Annotated in this window: 10 protein-coding genes; 7 read left to right on the top strand and 3 right to left on the bottom strand. The window is 63.2% G+C overall.

All coding sequences use genetic code 11. From position 1 onward, the window contains the following. The first annotated feature begins 54 nt into the window (after positions 1-54). Complete coding sequence (locus AC22G6_RS09925; RefSeq protein ID WP_487366654.1) at positions 55-597, top strand: hydrolase; 543 nt, start codon at positions 55-57, stop codon at positions 595-597. A gap of 15 nt (positions 598-612) precedes the next feature. On the opposite strand, the gene AC22G6_RS09920 is transcribed toward AC22G6_RS09925, so the two are convergent. Further along, positions 613-1,500, bottom strand: a complete 888-nt coding sequence (locus AC22G6_RS09920; protein WP_487366653.1) for a DUF4394 domain-containing protein — start codon at positions 1,498-1,500, stop codon at positions 613-615. Between the two features lie 170 nt (positions 1,501-1,670). Between AC22G6_RS09920 and AC22G6_RS09915 the strand changes: the two genes are divergently transcribed. From AC22G6_RS09915 to AC22G6_RS09905, 3 genes are read left to right on the top strand one after another with little or no spacing between them, the layout of a single operon-like run. Continuing rightward, complete coding sequence (locus AC22G6_RS09915) at positions 1,671-2,249, top strand: methylamine utilization protein (protein WP_487366652.1); 579 nt, start codon at positions 1,671-1,673, stop codon at positions 2,247-2,249. Between the two features lie 4 nt (positions 2,250-2,253). Further along, positions 2,254-4,644 carry a putative bifunctional diguanylate cyclase/phosphodiesterase gene (locus AC22G6_RS09910; protein WP_487366651.1) on the top strand — a complete coding sequence of 797 codons (2,391 nt, stop codon included), beginning with the start codon at positions 2,254-2,256 and terminating at the stop codon, positions 4,642-4,644. Positions 4,645-4,657: 13 nt separating this feature from the next. Further along, positions 4,658-5,383 (top strand): TIGR04283 family arsenosugar biosynthesis glycosyltransferase, encoded by a 726-nt coding sequence (locus tag AC22G6_RS09905; protein ID WP_487366650.1) that lies wholly within the window; start codon positions 4,658-4,660, stop codon positions 5,381-5,383. 77 nt (positions 5,384-5,460) lie between these two features. On the opposite strand, the gene AC22G6_RS09900 is transcribed toward AC22G6_RS09905, so the two are convergent. Continuing rightward, positions 5,461-7,155, bottom strand: coding sequence for an NYN domain-containing protein (locus tag AC22G6_RS09900; RefSeq protein ID WP_487366649.1), 1,695 nt, complete (start codon positions 7,153-7,155; stop codon positions 5,461-5,463). 391 nt (positions 7,156-7,546) lie between these two features. Here AC22G6_RS09900 and AC22G6_RS09895 point away from each other — a divergent pair, with 391 nt between their 5' ends. Next, a complete protein-coding gene (locus AC22G6_RS09895; protein ID WP_487366648.1) occupies positions 7,547-12,466 on the top strand; it encodes a PAS domain S-box protein in 4,920 nt (1,639 codons plus the stop codon). Then, a complete protein-coding gene (locus tag AC22G6_RS09890; RefSeq protein ID WP_487366647.1) occupies positions 12,463-13,410 on the top strand; it encodes a diguanylate cyclase in 948 nt (315 codons plus the stop codon). Before AC22G6_RS09895 ends, AC22G6_RS09890 begins: the two co-directional genes overlap by 4 nt. Before the next feature lie 175 nt (positions 13,411-13,585). Here AC22G6_RS09890 and AC22G6_RS09885 read toward each other — a convergent pair whose 3' ends face one another. Then, positions 13,586-16,444: an adenosylcobalamin-dependent ribonucleoside-diphosphate reductase gene (locus tag AC22G6_RS09885; RefSeq protein WP_487366646.1), complete on the bottom strand. Its 2,859-nt coding sequence runs from the start codon at positions 16,442-16,444 to the stop codon at positions 13,586-13,588. A 592-nt stretch (positions 16,445-17,036) separates the two neighbouring features. Here AC22G6_RS09885 and AC22G6_RS09880 point away from each other — a divergent pair. After that, the gene (locus AC22G6_RS09880) at positions 17,037-18,848 is read left to right on the top strand and encodes an NAD(P)H-dependent oxidoreductase subunit E (RefSeq protein WP_487366645.1); all 1,812 of its coding nucleotides are present in this window, start codon (positions 17,037-17,039) and stop codon (positions 18,846-18,848) included. The last annotated feature ends 12 nt before the right edge of the window (positions 18,849-18,860 follow it).

Below are 18,860 nucleotides of genomic sequence, written 5' to 3'. Positions count from 1 at the left end.
GGCGCTCGCCCTGTTCCGCGACCGTCCCGAACTGATGAGCTGAGGGAGACTGCCATGCTGATGAATCCGGAAAAGTCGGTGCTGCTGATCATCGACGTACAGACCAGCCTTGCGCCTGCGATTCACGATGGCGAACAGGTCGTCGACAACTGCATCTGGCTCGCAGGCGTCGCCAGTCGGCTGGGCGTGCCGACCGTCGTCACCGAGCATTTTCCGGAGAAGATCGGTTATACCGTTCCACGTCTCAAGGAAGTGACGGCGTCGGCGCTGTACCTCGGAAAGCAGTGTTTCTCCGCACAGGCCGACGGCTGCTTCAAGGGTTCGGCGGTTGAGGACCGGCGACAGGTGATCATGTGCGGCACCGAGGCGCATGTCTGCGTGCAGCAGACCGCGCTCGAACTGCGCTGGGCGGGCAAGGAGGTCTTTGTTGTTGCCGAGGCCGCCGGATCCCGCGACCCTGCGAACCGCGATCTTGCCTACGCTCGCATGCGCAGTCACGGCATCGAGATCGTGTCGCGCGAGATGGTTGCCTTCGAGTGGTTGAAACGTGGTGGTACTGCCGAGTTTCGTGAAGTCAATCGCGACTTTATCCGCTAGATCCCGCAGTGGCGCTCAGGGCTCGATTGCGAGTCCGAGCAAGGGTTCTCCAGCGCTGATGTCGCCCAGCAGCTGTGTCGTGCCCATGGCGAGATCGACCGAGTACAGCCGGTAACCCGGTGCAGCGACTGTGCTGAACGCGGCGACGGCCGTGTTCGAGATGTCCGAAATGTCGAAATGGGCGTCGGTGATGCCATCGACGCCCAGTTTGCCGACTGTTTTCAGACGACCGGTATTGGGCGACACCACCGGCTCTTCCGCCTCGATTGAGCCCTGGCGCGCGAGTGTCGCAGTCGCCATGTCGATGGCGTAGTTTGTTGTCAGCTTCTCGTTTTTCGTATTGTAGGTATAAGCGGCGGCGACAATACGTGGTGCCTTGCCTGCATTGGAGTCGCCTTCGTCGTAAGTGAGGCGGCCGTCTGCCTGCACGCCAGGCTCATCGGCCTTGTAATCAACGATTGCACCGGTATCGGGATGCGCGCGCAGATTTTGCCCGCTGTCCGAAACGATGCGGATGCGGTCTGCAGCGGGGTTGAAGTCGAAGCCGAAACGATGGCCGTCGAGCGCGATGGCAAAAGGCGTTTCCCCAACTGGCGTGAGTGCGCCGTTGCCGGTGTCGACAGTGAAGATCCGGCCACTGCTGCCGAGCGCAAACAGAACGCCTCGGGCAACCCGGTAATCGAGTCCGAGCAAACGCTCATCCTTGGCCAGTCCGGTGAGCTTGACGCGGGTCGTCACCGTCGACGGGGTCTTGGCGTTGAAGCTGATCAGATCGTGTGATGCCGTCACCGCATACAAGGTCATCGTGCTCAAGGGACCGTCCGGGGAGAGCGGTGCGGCCTGGGAAAGACTGAATCCGGATGCGAAAGCGAACGCGATCGCGCTTGAACGGATGATTTGCATGGAAGCCCTCGAAGGAATGTCGTGACGTTCGTACAGTTTGCGCGGGAGTTTGGCCTTTTCGGCTAGGATTACGCAAGCACGAGTGTTTCCAGCAAACTTGGCAGGCAGCGGCGGCTGTGGGTGCTTTTCGGACGAAGTCGATGAATTGTTCTGCAACATTCAGGAAAGTCTTGCTGCTCGGGGGCTTCTCTCTTCTCAATGCGTCGGTTATGGCAGCAAATCTGGCCGTGAGCGCCGTTGATGAGCGTGCTGCAGTCGTCGAAAACCTCGCTCTGGCCTTGCTGCCCTTGAACGGGCCAGTGCCCGCAGGCCCGAAGACGGCTGAGATCGGACAGGAGAACAAAACCTTCATTCCGCTGGTGAGCGTTGTGCAGACCGGGACCGCGATCAGCTTTCCCAATCGCGACACGGTACGCCATCATGTGTACTCGTTTTCCCCGGCCAAGTCGTTCGAACTCAAACTGTATGCAGGCACGCCTGCGAAACCCGTCACATTCAATGAGCCTGGACTCGTTGTGCTGGGATGCAACATTCATGATCACATGGTGGCCTACGTAATGGTGGCGAATACGCCGTGGCAGGCCGTGACCGATACGCAAGGGCGCGCCGAGTTCAAGGATGTCCCGGCTGGCGAATACGATCTTCAATACTGGCATCCGCGCTGGGCGGGTCGTGCGGAACTGCCGCGAGTGCGGGTGAATTTGGCGCGAGACGAGAAGATGCGGCTCGTCATCACGGACAAACCCTGATCTGATGCGTATTCGATTCAGCCGATTGCAGTGGCGTATTGCCGCCTGGTTCGCACTCATCCTGCTCACCGTACAGATTGGTGGTTTGGTGTTGTTTGAGCAGATCGGCCGCAGCAGTGCGCTGGATGATGTGCAGGCGCGACTTGTCACCGGTGACCGGGTGTTTTCACGCCTGCTTGATCAGCGCAGCCAGCAGCTCGCCCAGGCTGCGCGCGTGCTCGCGGCCGATTACGGGTTCCGCGAAGCCTTGCTCAGCAGGGACGGCGACACGATCCTGTCTGCGCTGGAGAATCATGGCTCCCGCATCAATGCCAGCCTGATGCAGTTGTATGGAATGGATGATCATGTCATTGCACGCTATCCCGATGAAGACGCGATCGCAATCACGCGCCTGCCTCAACTGATCGAGACTGCGCGTGGCAAGGGTGCGGCCACCGGGTTCAGCATCGTCCAGGGCAAGCTGTATCAGCTCGTGCTCGTACCGGTGCTGGCGCCGGTGCCGGTGGCCTGGGTGATGATCGGCTTCGAGATCGACGCGCCGTTTGCCGAGGATCTGAAGCGGCTCACGGGGATGGAGGTCAGCTTTGTACGCGAGGGCGCGTCGTTCCCGAGGTCGCTGCTGGCGAGTACGCTCGACTCGCCGCTGCAAAACGGCCTGATCGGCCCGGCGACACCTTCGATACTCGAAACCGGCTCGATGCAGATCGACGACGTCGAGTATGTCGGTCGGGTGCACGAGATCGATTCGGGCGAAGGTGATCGTGTTGCCGCCGTGCTGCAGCTGTCGCTGCAACGGGCGCTGGCGCCCTGGACGCGGTTGTATCGCGAGTGGCTGGGGCTGTCCATTGTGGCAATGGGATTGATGCTGCTCGCAAGTGTGCTGATGGGGCGCACGATTGCCTCGCCTGTCACCCGTCTTGCGCAGTTTGCCCGCCGCGTCGAAGCCGGCGACTACATGCATCCGCCAAAGCTTGCCAGCGGTGACGAGATCGGGCAGTTGGCCGATGCTTTCGACCACATGACGAATGCGATCGCTCAGCGTGAATCCAGAATCACCGAGCTGGCGTATCGCGACACCCTGACCGGACTGCCCAACCGGGTGCAGTTCAACGAGCAAATCAAGGCAGCCATGGAGGCCGCAGCCGAGCAGCGGAAGGGACTCGCGGTACTGACGCTGGATATTGATCGCTTCAGATTGGTCAATGACGCCCTTGGCCACGGATTTGGTGATCTGCTGCTGCAGGAGGTTGGTGTGCGCCTGCGTGAAGCCGGGGTCAGGCAGCGTGATGTGGCGGGCGGTCTGCGTGCGGTGGACAATGCTGCTGCGCGTCTTGGCGGTGATGAGTTCGCGCTGCTGGTGCCGGGGGCGGACGCTGACGAGGCAAAAATCGTTGCCACCCGCATCGCACTTGCCCTCGAGCAACCAATGAACCTGCAGGAGCAACTGGTCGATGTTCGGGCCAGCATCGGCATTGCGATCTTTCCCGATCATTGCACCACCGCCGAAGACCTGATGCGCTGTGCGGATGTGGCCATGTATCACGCCAAACGCAACAACAGCGGGGTGGAGGTGTACGACCCTGCGCACCATTCGCGCAACGCCGCCCGGCTATCGCTGCTGACCGAACTGCGTGCGGCGGTTGAGCGCGATGAACTGGTGCTCTACTACCAACCCAAGTTCGCATTGCGCGATGGCTTGGGACTGCATGTCGAAGCCCTGGTGCGCTGGGTGCATCCGCTGCGAGGTTTCATCCCGCCAATGGACTTCATCCCGTTTGCCGAGCAGACCGGTTACATCAAGACGATCACGCTGTGGGTGATGAACAGTGCCATCCGGCAATGTGCGCTGTGGCAGCGCGCGGGGCTCGATATCCATGTGGCGCTGAACATCTCGGCGCGTGATTTGCTGCAACCCGATCTGCCAGTGATCTTCCGCCGAATGCTGGATGAACATGGATGTGCAGCCAGGCTGATTACGCTGGAGATCACCGAAAGCGCCGTGCTCGACGATCCACGGCATGCCCTGAGCAATCTTGAGCGCCTTCGCGCCACCGGCTGCATGCTCTCGATAGACGACTACGGCACGGGATATTCATCCTTGTCCTATGTAAGACAGATGCCGGTGCAGGAGATGAAAATCGATCGCAGCTTCGTCATGAATCTGTGCACGCGTCCGGGCGACGAGATCATTGTCCGCTCAACCATAGAGCTTGCGCATGACATGGGGTTGATGGTCACCGCCGAGGGCGTCGAAACCGAGGATGTATTGCAGCGCCTGGGGCAGCTCGGTTGCGACCTCGCACAAGGCTATCTGATCAGCAAGCCGGTGTCGGTGTCGGATCTAGAGCTCTGGATGAGCAGTTCGCGCTGGGCGCCTGTTTTTGTGAAAGCCTGACCGTGACGGATCAATGAAGACTCCCAGCATTTCCATCATCGTGCCGGTGCTTGACGAGGCGGAGGGGCTGGCCGCCTGCCTGTCGCGTATCGAGCCATTGCGCACGGCCGGGGTCGAGCTGATTGTCGCCGATGGTGGCAGCACGGATGACACCGCGACGATCGCACAAGGCGTGGCAGATCGCTTTGTGACCGCGCCACGCGGGCGTGCCAGTCAGATGAACGCCGGGGCGCGTAGCGCCAGTGGCGACGTGCTGCTTTTTCTTCATGCAGATACCCGGCTTCCCGCCAACGCGATCGACTGTATTCGGCGTGCAGTCGCGACGGGTGCGCAATGGGGTCGGTTCGATGTTCGCATCGACGGCCGGCCGTGGATGCTGCGCGTTGTCGCGGCCTTGATGAATCTGCGCTCACGATTGACTGGCATTGCCACTGGCGATCAGGCGATTTTTGTCTGCCGGTCTGCGTTCCTTGCTGTGAAGGGCTATCCCGATATCGCCCTGATGGAGGATGTCGCGCTGACCGGGGCATTGCGCAAGGCCTCGCGTCCCGCCTGCATTCGCGAGCGCGTGGTGACCTCCGGACGGCGCTGGGAGAAGCACGGCGTGTTGCGCACCATCGTGCTGATGTGGCGCCTGCGTCTGGCCTACTGGATGGGCGACGACCCGGATGCACTGGCGCTGCGCTACGGCTACCGGCCGCGCAATCACAAACAGACGCCGCCTGGCGAGCTGCGTTGACGAAAAAACAGCCTCGCTGCACGTGAGTGCAGGGAGGCTGTTCCGGGGCCGGGCGTGTTGCGCCCGACAGGCTGTGCTCAGACCGAGGTATCGTCGGTCGCGTCATCCTTCTTGGGCGCACTCTTCTTGCGTGCCGCCGGTTTGCGTGCGGGCTTGGCCGGCTTTTCGGCTTTGTCTTCCGCAGGCTTGGCGCGGGCTTTTGCGGGCTTGCGCGTCCTGGCGGGCTTGGCTTCCGGTGCAGGTGCTGCCGCGTCTGCCGCCTTCTCTGGTGCGACGGTGTCGGCTGCTTTCGCTGGCGCAGCGGGTTCTGCCATTTTGACGGGTGCCGCAGGTTCCACTGCGCGTACAGGTGCAGCGGGTTCCACTGCACGCATGGGAGCACCCGACTGTGCCGCTCTCGCGGCCGCCGCCGCGGCGATTGCGGCGTCTGCTGCCTTCATCTTCTCACTGGTGCGCAGCGCGGCAGGGCTAACATTGCTCGGTACGCGCGGCACCTCGGCCGCCGCGCTGCTCACTGCATCGGGTGCGCGTGAAGGCGCTGCTGCGGGAGCGCTGGCCACTGCTGCAGGCGGTTTTGCGGCGGGGGCTTCGACGACGGTGGCTTGGGCGGCCGGCGCAGAGGCAGGTGCGGGGGCGGGCGCAGATGCGCCTGCCGGTGTTTCGGCTGAGGGAGCTGCGCCGCTGCCGGTGGTGTTGGTCCGACGCGAGCCTCTTCGCGACGGTCTTTCCCGGCGCGGGGGCGCTGCGTCGGTTGCGTGCTGCTCCGCTTGGTTGTCGGCAGCGGTTTCGGGGGCCGACTCTGCCACGGGTTCAGCCGCCTCGTCGACCGGCGCATTGCTGGCCGATCCGGGTGCGCTGCCGTCACGGCGTCCGCCGCGTCGCGAGCGGTCGCGGCGCGAGGGTTCGGCCTCACGCGCGGGACGCTCCGCATGTACATCGGTCTCGGCCGCGGTGCTGCTCCGATAGACGTAGGCGCCAGACTTCTCGTCGCGCCCGAACTCGAGAAGGCCGCGTGCCTGTGCTTCTTCGAGCAGGTTTCCAAAGGCACGGAAACCGTAATAGGACTCGCTGAAGTCGGGTTTGCGGCGCTTGATGGCTTCCTTGAGCATGGATGCCCAGATCTTTCCGCTGTCGCCGCGCTCGGCCAGCAGGGCCTCGAAGGTTTCCACTGCGATCTCGATCGCCTGCGTCCGGCGGGTCTCGATGTCGTCCTTGCGTCCCTTGTCCTCGTTCTGCGGGCGACGGTTGCCGGACTGGGCCTGGCTGGCCTCGCGCTTGCGTGCTGCGCGCTCGCTTTCACGCACGAGATCGTCGTAGAAGATGAACTCGTCGCAGTTGGCGATCAGCAGGTCGGAGGTCGATTGCTTTACGCCGACGCCGATCACCTGCTTGGCGTTTTCGCGCAGCTTGGAGACGAGCGGCGAGAAGTCGGAGTCGCCGCTGATGATGACGAAGGTGTTGACGTGTGCCTTGGTGTAGCAAAGGTCGAGCGCGTCGACGACAAGCCGGATGTCGGCGGAGTTCTTGCCCGACTGTCGTACATGCGGGATCTCGATGAGCTCGAAGTTGGCTTCGTGCATCGCGGCCTTGAAACCTTTGTAGCGATCCCAGTCGCAGTAGGCCTTCTTGACAACGATGTTGCCCTTGAGCAGCAGTCGTTCGAGAACTCGCTTGATGTCGAACTTATCGTAGTTCGCATCACGCACGCCGAGGGCGACGTTCTCGAAGTCACAGAACAGCGCCATGCTGACGGTTTCAGTGGGTGAGGCCATGTAATCTCCGGATAAGGGCAGACCGGAAGCGCATGCTTCCGGCGCGCGGACTGCTTGTATTTGTGGCCTGGCCGGTGGGTCGGCGTGAATCGGCTGTTACCGACATTCTAGTCTGTCCGCGGGGGACGGGAAAATCTGTGTGGGAGCCGATGGCTCACGCGGGTGCGGGAAACTGCCCATTTTGCACAGTGCCAACTTTACGGATAATGCAGACGCGTATCCTTGCGGCATGACATGTGATCATGTGCCTGGGTGCACCCGTGCCACATGAAGGTCATGACGGTTGCCGGGACGGATGAAGCGCGGAGAAGGCAGGCGATGGGCAGGTGATGCTTGCAGATTGAATGGGCGCTTCTTCATGGGCTCGGGATTTGTTCGAAGGATGTCGTGCATGAAGGCTGATTCCGGTTTTGCAAAGGTGAACAAATGGGCCGGAGCGGCGCTGGTGGCCGGGCTGGTGGTGACCCTTCTTGGCGCATGGCAACTCAAGCGCTGGAACACTGACCTTGCCGCGACCGCGGTTGCGACCGAGGCGCGCGATACTGCCGATGCGGTCGTGGAGCGTATCAGGCTGTACGAATACGGCCTGCACGGGGCACGGGGGGCAATCGTCACCGCCGGCGAGCACGGCATCAGCCGCAGGCAGTTTCGTCTGTACAGCACGACGCGCGACGTGGACCGTGAGTTTCCCGGCGCCCGCGGCTTCGGCTTCATCCGCCGCGTCCCGGTGGGCGACGAAGCCCTTTTTGTGGAACAGGCGCGTGCCGACGACATGCCGGGCTTCGCGGTGCGGCAACTCAACCCCCATGTCGGCGAGCGCTTCCTGATCCAGTACATCGAACCGCTGGAGCGCAACCGTCCTGCGCTGGGGCTGGACATCGCATCGGAGACCAACCGGCGCGAAGCGGCCATTGCGGCGATCCGTTCGGGCCAGACAAGGCTGACAGGCCCGATCACGCTGGTACAGGCCAAGGGCCAGCCGCAGCAGTCTTTCCTGATCCTGTTGCCGGTTTACCGGGGTGGCGCCGCACCCGATACCGTCGAGGCCCGCGAAGAGGAAGCGTTTGGCTGGAGTTACGCGCCCTTGCTGATGGAAGAGGTGCTGGCCGGCCTCAATCTGGATGGCAGCAAAGCGCATCTGGTGTTGCGCGACGTGACTGACGGACGTTCGGTACAGTTCTTCGAAAGCGGCCAGATGGCGTCCGGGAGCGACGGGGAACTGTTTCCCCAGATCCTGGAGCGCGAGGTCTATGGTCGTTCATGGCAGATCGAATACAGTGCGACGCCCTTGTTCATCCGTGGTCTGCACCAGGCCTCGCCTGCGCTGGTCATGCTCTTGGGTGCGATGGGCAGCGTCCTGCTGGCGGCGCTGGTCGGGGTGTTGAGCATCAACCGCCAGAGGCGGAGTCAGATCGCGGCCGAACAGGCCCTGCGCGCCTCCATCGTCGACAGTTCGGCCGACGGCATCATCGGAAAGTCCGTCGATGGCGTTGTAACAAGCTGGAATCGTGGCGCGGAACGTCTGTTCGGTTACAGCGCCGAGGAAGCGCTGGGGCGGAGTCTGAAGGATCTCGTCGTGCCCGATGATCTGCTGGCCGAGGAGGCTGCCATCCTCAAGCGCTTGCGCAACGGAGACTGGGTTCCCCACTTCGAGACCCGTCGCCGTAGTCGCGATGGCCGGATGCTTGATGTCTCGGTGACGGTTTCGCCCATCTTCGGTGCCGATGGGCAGGTCGTGGGGGCGTCCAAGACGGTACGCGATATTTCGGACCAGAAGGCTGCCGAGGCGCGCATTCTCGAACTCAACGCCAGCCTCGAGCGCCAGGTGGCCGAGCGCACCGCGGAGTTGAGCAGGCTCAACCTGTTGCTTGGAACGGTGCTGCGATCGGCGTCCGAGGTGTCGATCATTGCAACGGACCTGGACGGTGTCATCCGCGTCTTCAATCGCGGTGCAGAGCGCCTGCTGGGCTACAGCGCTGACGAAATGGTGGGCAAGTGCACGCCCGAGGTGATCCATCTCGAGGACGAAGTGGCGGCCTGGAGTGCCGAGCTGAGTGCCGCGCTGGGAAGTCCGGTCGAGGGTTTTCGTGCGCTGGTGCACAACTCCGAGAGCGAGGGCGCCGAAACACGCGAATGGACCTATGTCCGCAAGGACGGCTCGCAGGTTTCGGTGACGCTTGTCGTGACCGCGATGCGTGACGAGGACGGGCAGCTGAACGGGTATCTGGGTATTGCCATCGATATCACCGAGCGCAAGGCCGCCTTGCAGAAGCTTGCAGCCAGTCTTGAAACCACGCGTGCGATTCTGGCGACCGTGGTCAATCCGGTTGTCACCATCGACGCCAGCGGCATTGTCCAGTCGGTCAATCCGGCGGGAGAGCGGGTGTTCGGGTATTCGGCGAAGGCCGCCATCGGGCAGCATGTCCGCCAGCTAATCCCCGACTATGACAAGGCCGAGGATGGACGTCATGTAGCAGGTTCGTGGTTCGATGAGGACCAGCGTGCGGGGCGCGGCGGCCGCGAGGCGACGGCGCAGTGCAAGGACGGTTCGGTGTTTCCGGTCCAGATCTCGATCGGCGCCATGGATCGCGGCGGTGAGCGCATGTTCGTTGCCATCATCACCGATATTTCACTGCAGAAGAGGCAGCGCAGCGAACTGCTGGCCGCGCGGGACCAGCTGCTGATGGCGGCCGAAGTCGCGGAGCTCGGTATCTGGTCGTGGAATGTTGCGACCAACGAGCTGCAGTGGAACGATCGCATGTTCGAGTTCTATGGCCAGCCGCTTTCGCTGCGGGAAACCGGCCTCAACTACGATCACTGGCGCACTCGCGTCCACCCGGACGATATCGATGCGGTCGCAGCCAGCCTTCTCGCTGCGATCGAAGGTCATGGTGTGTTTGACGAAACCTTCCGCGTATTCGACGGTGACGAGCAGATCCGCTACCTGCATGCGGGGGCGCAGGTCGAGCGCGACGCCGCCGGGCGTGCCGTGCGGGTGACCGGCATCAACCGCGACATCACCGCCCAGCTCGCGCTCGAACGCGGCCTGCTGCTTGCCAAGGAGGAGGCGGATGCTGCCAGCGCGGCCAAGTCGTCCTTCCTGGCCAACATGAGCCACGAGATCCGGACGCCGATGAATGCGGTGCTCGGAATGCTCCAGCTCGTGCGTCAGACCGAGCTGTCTCCCCGTCAGCACGAATACCTGAAGAAGGCGCATTCTGCGGCCACATCGCTGCTAGGCTTGCTGAACGATGCGCTCGACTACTCCAAGATCGAGGCGGGCAAGCTCCAGCTCGACCTGCATCCGTTCGAACTCGACGAGTTGATGAACGGCCTGGGTGTGGTGCTCTCGGGCAACCGGGGGCAGAAGGATGTCGAGCTCATGTTCGACGTCGATCCGCATCTGCCCGCAGTGCTCTTCGGCGACAACATGCGTCTGCAGCAGGTGCTCATCAATCTCGCCGGCAATGCGTTGAAGTTCACCGAGCATGGCCAGATCGTCGTCAGTGTGAGCGAGCTCGGGCGCAGCGGCGACGAGACTCGCCTGCGGATTTCCGTCACCGATACCGGGATCGGGATCAGCGCCGGCCAGCTCGAGACCATCTTCGAGGCCTTCAATCAGGCCGAGGCTTCAACGACCCGACGCTTTGGCGGAACAGGTCTCGGACTCGGAATCTGCAGGCGTCTGGTGAGCCTGATGGGCGGCGAGCTCAAGGTGCGGAGCGAACTCGGGAAGGGGAGCAGCTTCTGGTTCGACATCACACTCGGCGTCGCTGCGGACATTCCGATGAGCCTGGGAGAGGGGCGTGCGGGTGCGCCGCTGCGGGTACTCGTGGTGGATGACAACCCGGTGCTGGTCGACGTGTTGATGCGTACTGCGAGCGCGCAGGGGTGGCTCGTACAGGGCGCCAGCAGCGGAAGGCAGGCCGTCGATCGTGTGCGCGAGGCACGCCTTTGCGGCGAGCCCTACGATGCCGTGCTGATGGACTGGCGCATGCCTGAGCTCGATGGCCTGAGTGCGGCGCAGTTGATCCGCGATGAACAGGGGGCGGAACGACCGCCGGTGGTCATCATGATTACCGGTTATGAGCGCGAGGTGCTGGAGGGGGCGGGCAAGGCATCCCTGCCGCCGTTTGCGGACCTTCTGGTCAAGCCGGTGACGCCAAAGCAACTGGTCAGTGCCGTGCGCGGGGCGGTCGCGGGCGCGGGCGCAGCACCGGCGACCGCACAGGAGGGTGCTCCGGGTGGGGAATTCGAGCGTCTTGCCGGTTTGCGCATCCTGATCGTCGAGGACAACGAGCTGAATCGCGAGGTTGCAGAGGCCTTGCTCTGCAGCGAAGGCGCCGTTGTGAGCCTCGCAGCGTGCGGGCTGGATGGGGTCAGAAAGGCGCTGGAGGAGGTGCCGCCGTTCGACGTCGTGATCATGGATGTGCAAATGCCCGATATCGACGGACTGGAGGCAACCCGTCGCATCCGGGCCGACGGGCGTTACCCGGATCTGCCCATACTGGCGATGACGGCAAACGTTTCGCCGGCCGACCGCGAAGCCTGCCTTGCCGCAGGCATGAACGATCATGTCGGTAAGCCCATCGATCTCGAGCAACTGGTCGCGGCGCTGTGCAGCCTCGTCGGCGGCAAGGCGCTCCCGGCGTCCGGATCGGGCGACGACGCGTCCGCTGTACACAAGGAGGATCGTGTCATCGAGCCGCTGGCTTCGATCCTGCTCCGCTTTGGCGGGAATCTGGAACTTGTGCGAAGGCTGGCGCGGGGCTTTGCGCCGGAGCAGCACAGGATGCTGTCCGATCTGTCGGAGCGCATTGGGCAGCGGGATGCCGTGCGCGCGGCCGATGTGCTTCACACAATGAAGGGGAACGCCGGCACGATCGGCGCAAGTGCGCTTGCCGAGTGCGCCTCGGCGCTGGAGGCAAGACTCCGGTGTGCGGACCCGGAGCCGATCGATCGAGTGCTCAACGCTCGGGCCGTGAAGGAACTGACGCGGCTGATGCAGCAGTGTGCGCAACAGCTGGCAGCAGTACTGTCGGACGCAGCCCCGCCCGAGCCCGGCTGCGCTGAGTGCTCGACCCCCGAAACGGGAGGCGGCCTGAGCCCGGAGATGTGGCGTGAGAAGCTCAAGGCTATCCTTCGTGCGCTCGAATCTGGCAATCTGTCGGCAATTGACCAGGTGGAAGCCTTGCCCGCCCCTTCTCCCGAGCTTCAGCAGCGTCGCTACGACGTGTTCGTTGGACAGGTACAGGGCCTTGATTTTGCTGCTGCGATCGTGAGTCTGCGTTCGTTGCTGGAGGACTTTTGAATCCGTCTACTGCCCTTGATGCATGCCTGTCCGGACTGGGCCGGCGCCCCCGGCTGCTCATCGTCGATGATCAGCCGTCGAATATCCGCATACTGCATGAGCTGTTTCGCCTCGATTGCGACGTCTTCATGGCGACTTCCGGCGAGCAGGCGATGGAACTCTGCCTGAAGCAGTCCCCCGATCTCGTCATTCTGGACGTCGTCATGGACGGAATGAGCGGGCACGAGGTGTGCCGTCGCCTGAAGGCCGATTCGCGTACCAGTGAGGTGCCGGTCATCTTCGTCACCGGCCTGACCAAGGAGAGCGACGAGGCCTACGGCTTCGAGATCGGCGCCGTGGATTTCATCAGCAAGCCGATCAATCCGGTCATTGTGAACGCGCGGGTGCGCACCCACCTGGCCCTGAAGCTGCAAAGCGACATCCTGCGCTCCATCGCCTTGCGCGACGGTCTGACCGGTGTTGGCAACCGGCGTAAGTTCGATGAGGACATGCGCGCAGCGTGGTGGCACTGCAAGCGCAACGGGGCGCCCTTGTCGCTAATCATGCTCGATGTCGATTTCTTCAAGCGCTACAACGATCACTATGGCCACCATGCGGGCGACGAGTGCCTGATCTCGATCGCCCAGAAGATCAAGTTCGGCCTGTCACGTCCTTACGACAGCATTGCCCGCTATGGCGGCGAGGAGTTTGCGTGCCTGCTGCCGGATACCGGGGCCGAAGGTGCGGCCCGGGTTGCCGATAAGCTTCTCGAACTGGTGCGTGAGCTGGCAATCGAGCATGCCGACTCGGATGCGTCACCGGTGGTCAGTGTCAGTCTTGGTGTCGCGACCGTCGTGCCGGCCGACGGGCTCGATTCGAAGGCACTGATCGAGGCTGCGGACGCGCAGCTCTACACGTCAAAGCACGCGGGTCGTGCCTGCGCCAGATCGACGGTGATAGGCTGATCCACCTGTTCTCCCCCCATCTCGGGCAGGCATGACGGGGCACAGCGAGGGGGTGTTCCCTCACTGATGGTCCTGACAGAGGCCCCTCGCGCTGCAGAGAGGTCTGCCCAGAAAAAATGCCCACCCCCTTGCGGGAGTGGGCATCCGGAACGAACTGGAGGGCGGGGCTGCGGTATCAGCCGCAGGTGCCGACCGCGCCGCAGGCGGTGCAGAAGTCGCAGCCGTCCTTGCGGATCACGGTGTGGTTGCCGCATTCCTTGCACAGTGCACCCTGCATCAGCTTGGGCTCGTTATCGTCACGTGGCGTCTCGAGAATGCCCATCTCGCGGGTCGGGAAGCCCTTCTCGTCGAGCACGCCGAGCATGGCGTAGCGGTGAATCATCAGCTGGGCGATGTAGGCCACGGTGCTCGGGTAGTTCTGCTGACGCTTGGTGCCGGGGACGAAGGCCATGAAGTCGCCCAGCGGCTCCGGGTAGTCGAGCAGCTTGCGCAGCTTCATGCCGATCCAGGCCGGATCCATGACGCGCATGTCGAGCGACAGGATGCGCGTGAGGCCGTCGAGTGCGCGCGGGTAGTTGCCCGACAGCCACACCGAGTAGGGGCGGGTGACGCCGTCCGGCAGGGTGATTTCCTTGAGGCCGAGCACGAAGTCTTCGCTGGTTGCCGGGTTGTAGATGTCGACCGTCCAGGACAGCGTGCCGTCCGTGCCGGTCTTGGGCTCTTCCAGGCTGAACAGGGTGTCGAGCACGGGCGTTGGACCCTCGGTTTCAAACGCGCCGAGCTGTTCGCAGCGGTAGTTCACCATCTGCGAGAAGGCAGCAACGACACCCGGCACCAGCTTGCGCTCGCCATGCGGGGGCATCGGCATCTCGAAGGACTTCTCGCCCACGGTGCGCGACAGGGTCTCGAGCTTGAGCTTGAGCCAGCCACGGTCGTTGGCGCGCATGTCCATCGACAGCGTCTTGGCGACGGCGCCAAGGCCGCGGGGCTGGTCGGCACCGTTGACCCAGACTTCGAAGGGGAAGGTGCCGCCGTTGGTGCCGAACTGGCCGACGAAGAGCGCAAAGCCACCCTGCGGCGTGTTGAGCATGTAGGTCCAGGCCAGGTTGCCATCCGGCATGTCCGGACGACCCGGCCAGCGCAGGCTGGTCAGCACCGGTGCCGGCAGCGACTTGATCGACAGGCGCTTGTTGGCGTCCGAGATCTCGACGTCGTGCGGCTGCTTCTGCTCGCTGCTCGGCGTGACCGACAGCACCGAACCCAGCACGTTATTCGGGCGGTAGGTCGCCAGGCCCTTGAGGCCGGCTTTCCACGCGGTGAGGTAGAGATCCTCGAACTCGGTGTAGGGGTAGTCGGCAGGCACGTTCACCGTCTTCGAGATCGAGGTGTCGACGTAGGGGGCGACGACGGCGACCATGTCCTTGTGGGCCTGGGCTGAGATTTCGAGCGCGGTGACGAAGTAGGGCGGCAGCTTGTCGACGTTGCCACCCATGTGCTTGTACAGGCGCCATGCGTAGTCTTCGACGGCGTATTCCTTGAAGGTGCCGTCGGCCATGCGCTTGCGCCGGGTGTAGGTGTAGGAGAACGGCGGCTCGATGCCGTTCGATGCGTTGTCGGCGAAGGCCAGCGAAATGGTGCCGGTGGGCGCGATCGACAGCAGATGCGAGTTGCGGATGCCGTGCTTGCGGATCTTGTCCTTCACCTCGGCCGGCAGGCGCGAGGCGAAGTTGCCGCCGGACAGGTACATGTCGGCGTTGAACAGCGGGAAGGCACCACGCTCGCGGGCCAGTTCGGCCGAGGCGAGATAGGCACGGTTGCGCATGTACTCGGAAATCTTGCGACCTTCCTCGCGTGCTTCGGGGCTGTCGTAACGCTTCTGCAGCATGATCAGGGCGTCGCCCAGGCCGGTGAAGCCCAGACCGACGCGGCGCTTGGAGTCGGCTTCTGCGCGCTGCTGCTCGAGCGGCCAGTGCGTGGCTTCGAGCACGTTGTCGAGCATGCGGATGGACACGTCCACCACCTTGCCGAAACCGGCGTAGTCGAACTCGGCCTTGTCGGTAAACGGATGCTTGACGAAGGGGGTGAGGTTGATCGAACCCAGGCAGCAGCAGCCATACGGCGGCAGCGGCTGTTCGGCGCAGGGGTTGGTCGCCTCGATGGTCTCGCAGTAGTACAGGTTGTTGTCCTGGTTCATGCGGTCGAGGAAGAGGATGCCCGGCTCGGCGTGATCGTAGGTCGAACGCATGACCTGATCCCACAGGCTGCGCGCGCGCACCTTGCGGTACACCCAGTTGCCGTCGTCGAGCTGATAGGCACCTGCGTCCTTGAGTTCCTGCGTCGGCTCGGCCTTGTGCACCAGTTCGATGTCGCCGTCGCTTTCCACTGCCTTCATGAAGGCGTCGGTCACACCGACCGAGATGTTGAAATTGGTGAGGTCGCCCTTGTCCTTGGCGTGGATGAATTCCTCGATGTCCGGATGGTCGCAGCGCAGCACGCCCATCTGGGCGCCGCGACGCGCACCGGCAGACTCGACGGTTTCGCACGAGCGGTCGAACACGCGCATGTAGGACACCGGGCCCGAGGCGTTCGAGGCCGTGCCCTTGACCAGCGCGCCCTTGGGGCGGATGGACGAGAAATCGTAGCCAACACCGCCACCGCGGCGCATGGTCTCTGCGGCCTGGGCGAGGGCGGTGTAGATGCCGGGACGGCCATCGACGGATTCGGTGACGGAGTCGCCCACCGGCTGAACGAAACAGTTGATCAGGGTGGCGGCGAGGGTGGTGCCGGCGGCGCTGTTGATGCGGCCTGCGGGCACGAAGCCTTTTTCCTGAGCCTCGAGGAACTTTGCCTCCCAGTGAGCGCGCTTGTCTTCAGCCTCGATCGCGGCAAGTGCACGGGCAACGCGCTGACGGACCGCGTGGACGGTCTGCTCATCGCCCTTGGCATATTTTTCGATCAGGACTTCGCCCGAAATTTCCTGCATTTCAAGCGTGCTGGCATCGGCTTTGACAGTGTTCTGAGTGGTCGCGCTCATGATCTTCTTGATCTGCCTTGGTATGGATTGGAACAAGCCGAAGCATAGCGCCTAAATGTTGATTTCGCAAAAAAATAAAAACAAATAAAAACAGTAGTTTAAGATTTTATCTTGTGCGTCAAGCGCTAAATTTACACTACATGTAGTGGTGTTTTTTGTCGGGTTTCGACCCGAAAAGCCAGTGTTTTAGCGGGGTTTACGCCATTGTCGGGGCGCTGTTCGACGACGGAATGCCCTTGTCGTGGCAGCTCGATCAAGAAATTTCATGGCGCCCTCGTGCGAACCGGGAAGTGGATGCGGGTTCTCCCCATGGCGTGCTGATGCGGCGGCTTCCTGTTGGTCTGCATTGCGCCCGACCGGGGCGCGCAGACGCGAGCGTGTGAGCGCTGGCCGTGTGTCTTGCCGGACTTCGGGCGGGGTCGAAGGCCGAAGGGCGGTCCATTCAATCGGGGGGTGGGCACCGCCCGCGTCGTGCACCATGAAAACATGGCTGCGGTCGTGCCCTGGTCGACATCACATGCCGATTTGATTTTTTTCCGCGAACGCCGCGGGACTATAATGGGCCGTGCTCTTGCAGTGGAGCCTGGCAAACATGACCTCCCACGAAGTTCCCGCAGTTCTCGTTCCTCGCATCGTCAGCAAGCATGGTGGAGACGCCACGCGTCTGCTGCAGATCCTGATCGATGTGCAGGACGAAACACGCTGGCTGTCTCCGGAGGTGCTTACGCTGATCGCGGCTGAGCTCTCCATCCCGCGGTCCAGGGTCGAGGGCGTTGCCGGTTTCTATCACTTCCTGCACAAGCGCCCGGTCGGACGCTTTCATCTGCTGTTTGCCGACAACATCACCGAACGCATGCAGGGCTCGGCAGAGCTCATGGCCTCGCTGTGCAGCAAGTTGTGGGTTGAGCCCGGGCGGGTGTCGGAAGATGGCCTCGTCAGTGTGGAGACCACCTCCTGCATCGGCATGGGCGACCAGGGCCCGGCACTGCTGGTCAATGGCGTGCCGCTGACCCGTCTGTCGCATCAGCGCATCAACCAGATTGCGGAGCTCATCCGGCGCGAGGCACCCCTGTCGTCGTGGCCACCCGAGTTTTTCCGTGTCGACGACAACATCCATCGCACCGATGCCTTGCTCAAACTGGAAATGGCGCCCGGCGCAGCGCTGCGTGCGGCGGTCGCTCTCGGGCGCGACGGCTGGATGGAACAGATGCAGCTTTCCAACCTGCGCGGTCGGGGTGGGGCGGGCTTTACCACTGCAGTGAAATGGATGGCCTGCCGCGACGCAGCCGCGCCAGAGAAGGTGGTGGTCTGCAATGCCGACGAGGGCGAGCCCGGCACCTTCAAGGACCGGGTGCTGCTGACCCGCATGGCCGATGTCGTGTTCGAAGGCATGACGCTTGCGGCGTGGGCGGTGGGCGCGCGGCAGGGCTTCATCTATCTGCGCGGCGAGTACCGCTATCTGCTGGAGCCGCTGCGCGAGGCGCTCGATCTGCGCCGGGCGGAGAATCTTCTCGGTCGCGGCATACAGGGCGTTGCCGGTTTCGATTTCGACATCGAGATCCATCTCGGTGCCGGCGCCTATGTCTGTGGCGAGGAAACCGCCTTGCTCGAGTCGCTGGAGGGCAAGCGTGGCACGCCGCGTATCCGGCCACCGTTTCCGGTGACGCACGGTTACCTTGGACGACCGACGGTGGTGAACAACGTCGAGACGCTTGCCAAGACCTGCCTGATCGCGCTCGGCGGCGGTGAGGCGTTTGCAGCGACCGGCACCGCACAGTCCACCGGCACCAAACTCCTGTCGATCTCCGGCGACTGCGCGCATCCCGGCATCTACGAGTACCCCTTCGGCGTACCGATCGAGCGCGTGCTGGAGGATTGCGGTGCGTCCGACATCCAGGCCGTGCAGGTGGGCGGCGCTGCAGGGATCACGCTCGCGAGTTACGAGTTTCACCGCCGCATCGCATTCGAGGACGTGCCCACCGCGGGTGCCTTCATGGTGTTCGATTCGAGTCGAGACCTGTTCGAGGTGGCGCGCAACTTCGTCGACTTCTTCGCCCACGAGAGCTGCGGATTCTGCACCCCGTGCCGGGTGGGTACGGCGCTGCTGAAAAAGGCGATGAAGAAGCTCGCGGACGGGCGGGGCGCAAAGACCGACCTCGCCGATATCGAGTGGATCGACCGCCTGCTGAAGAACGCGAGTCATTGCGGGCTCGGCTCGGCCGCGCCCAACCCGGTGATTGACACCCTGCTCAAGTTCCGCCCCGCCTACGAACGCCGATTGCAGTCTCTGGATTTCGAGCCTGCCTTCGATCTCGATGCCGCACTGGCTGCGGCCCGGCGTGCCAGCGGTCGCGATGACGCTGCAGCACACATCAGTTCCGAGGGATCGGATCAGACAGCCTGACATTGAGGACAG

The sequence above is a fragment of the Parazoarcus sp. PS-13 R2A genome (genome assembly GCF_057621855.1).
The sequence above is the reverse complement of the archived record's forward strand: the minus strand, read 5'-3'. Positions and strand labels throughout refer to the sequence as shown.

Excerpts from the sequence above, each read along its gene's own strand:
- AC22G6_RS09925 (WP_487366654.1), top strand. The coding sequence starts at position 55 with ATGCTGATGAATCCGGAAAAGTCGGTGCTGCTGATCATCGACGTACAG.
- AC22G6_RS09920 (WP_487366653.1), bottom strand. The coding sequence starts at position 1,500 with ATGCAAATCATCCGTTCAAGCGCGATCGCGTTCGCTTTCGCATCCGGA.
- AC22G6_RS09910 (WP_487366651.1), top strand. The coding sequence starts at position 2,254 with ATGCGTATTCGATTCAGCCGATTGCAGTGGCGTATTGCCGCCTGGTTC.
- AC22G6_RS09905 (WP_487366650.1), top strand. The coding sequence starts at position 4,658 with ATGAAGACTCCCAGCATTTCCATCATCGTGCCGGTGCTTGACGAGGCG.
- AC22G6_RS09900 (WP_487366649.1), bottom strand. The coding sequence starts at position 7,155 with ATGGCCTCACCCACTGAAACCGTCAGCATGGCGCTGTTCTGTGACTTC.
- AC22G6_RS09895 (WP_487366648.1), top strand. The coding sequence starts at position 7,547 with ATGAAGGCTGATTCCGGTTTTGCAAAGGTGAACAAATGGGCCGGAGCG.
- AC22G6_RS09885 (WP_487366646.1), bottom strand. The coding sequence starts at position 16,444 with ATGAGCGCGACCACTCAGAACACTGTCAAAGCCGATGCCAGCACGCTT.
- AC22G6_RS09880 (WP_487366645.1), top strand. The coding sequence starts at position 17,037 with ATGACCTCCCACGAAGTTCCCGCAGTTCTCGTTCCTCGCATCGTCAGC.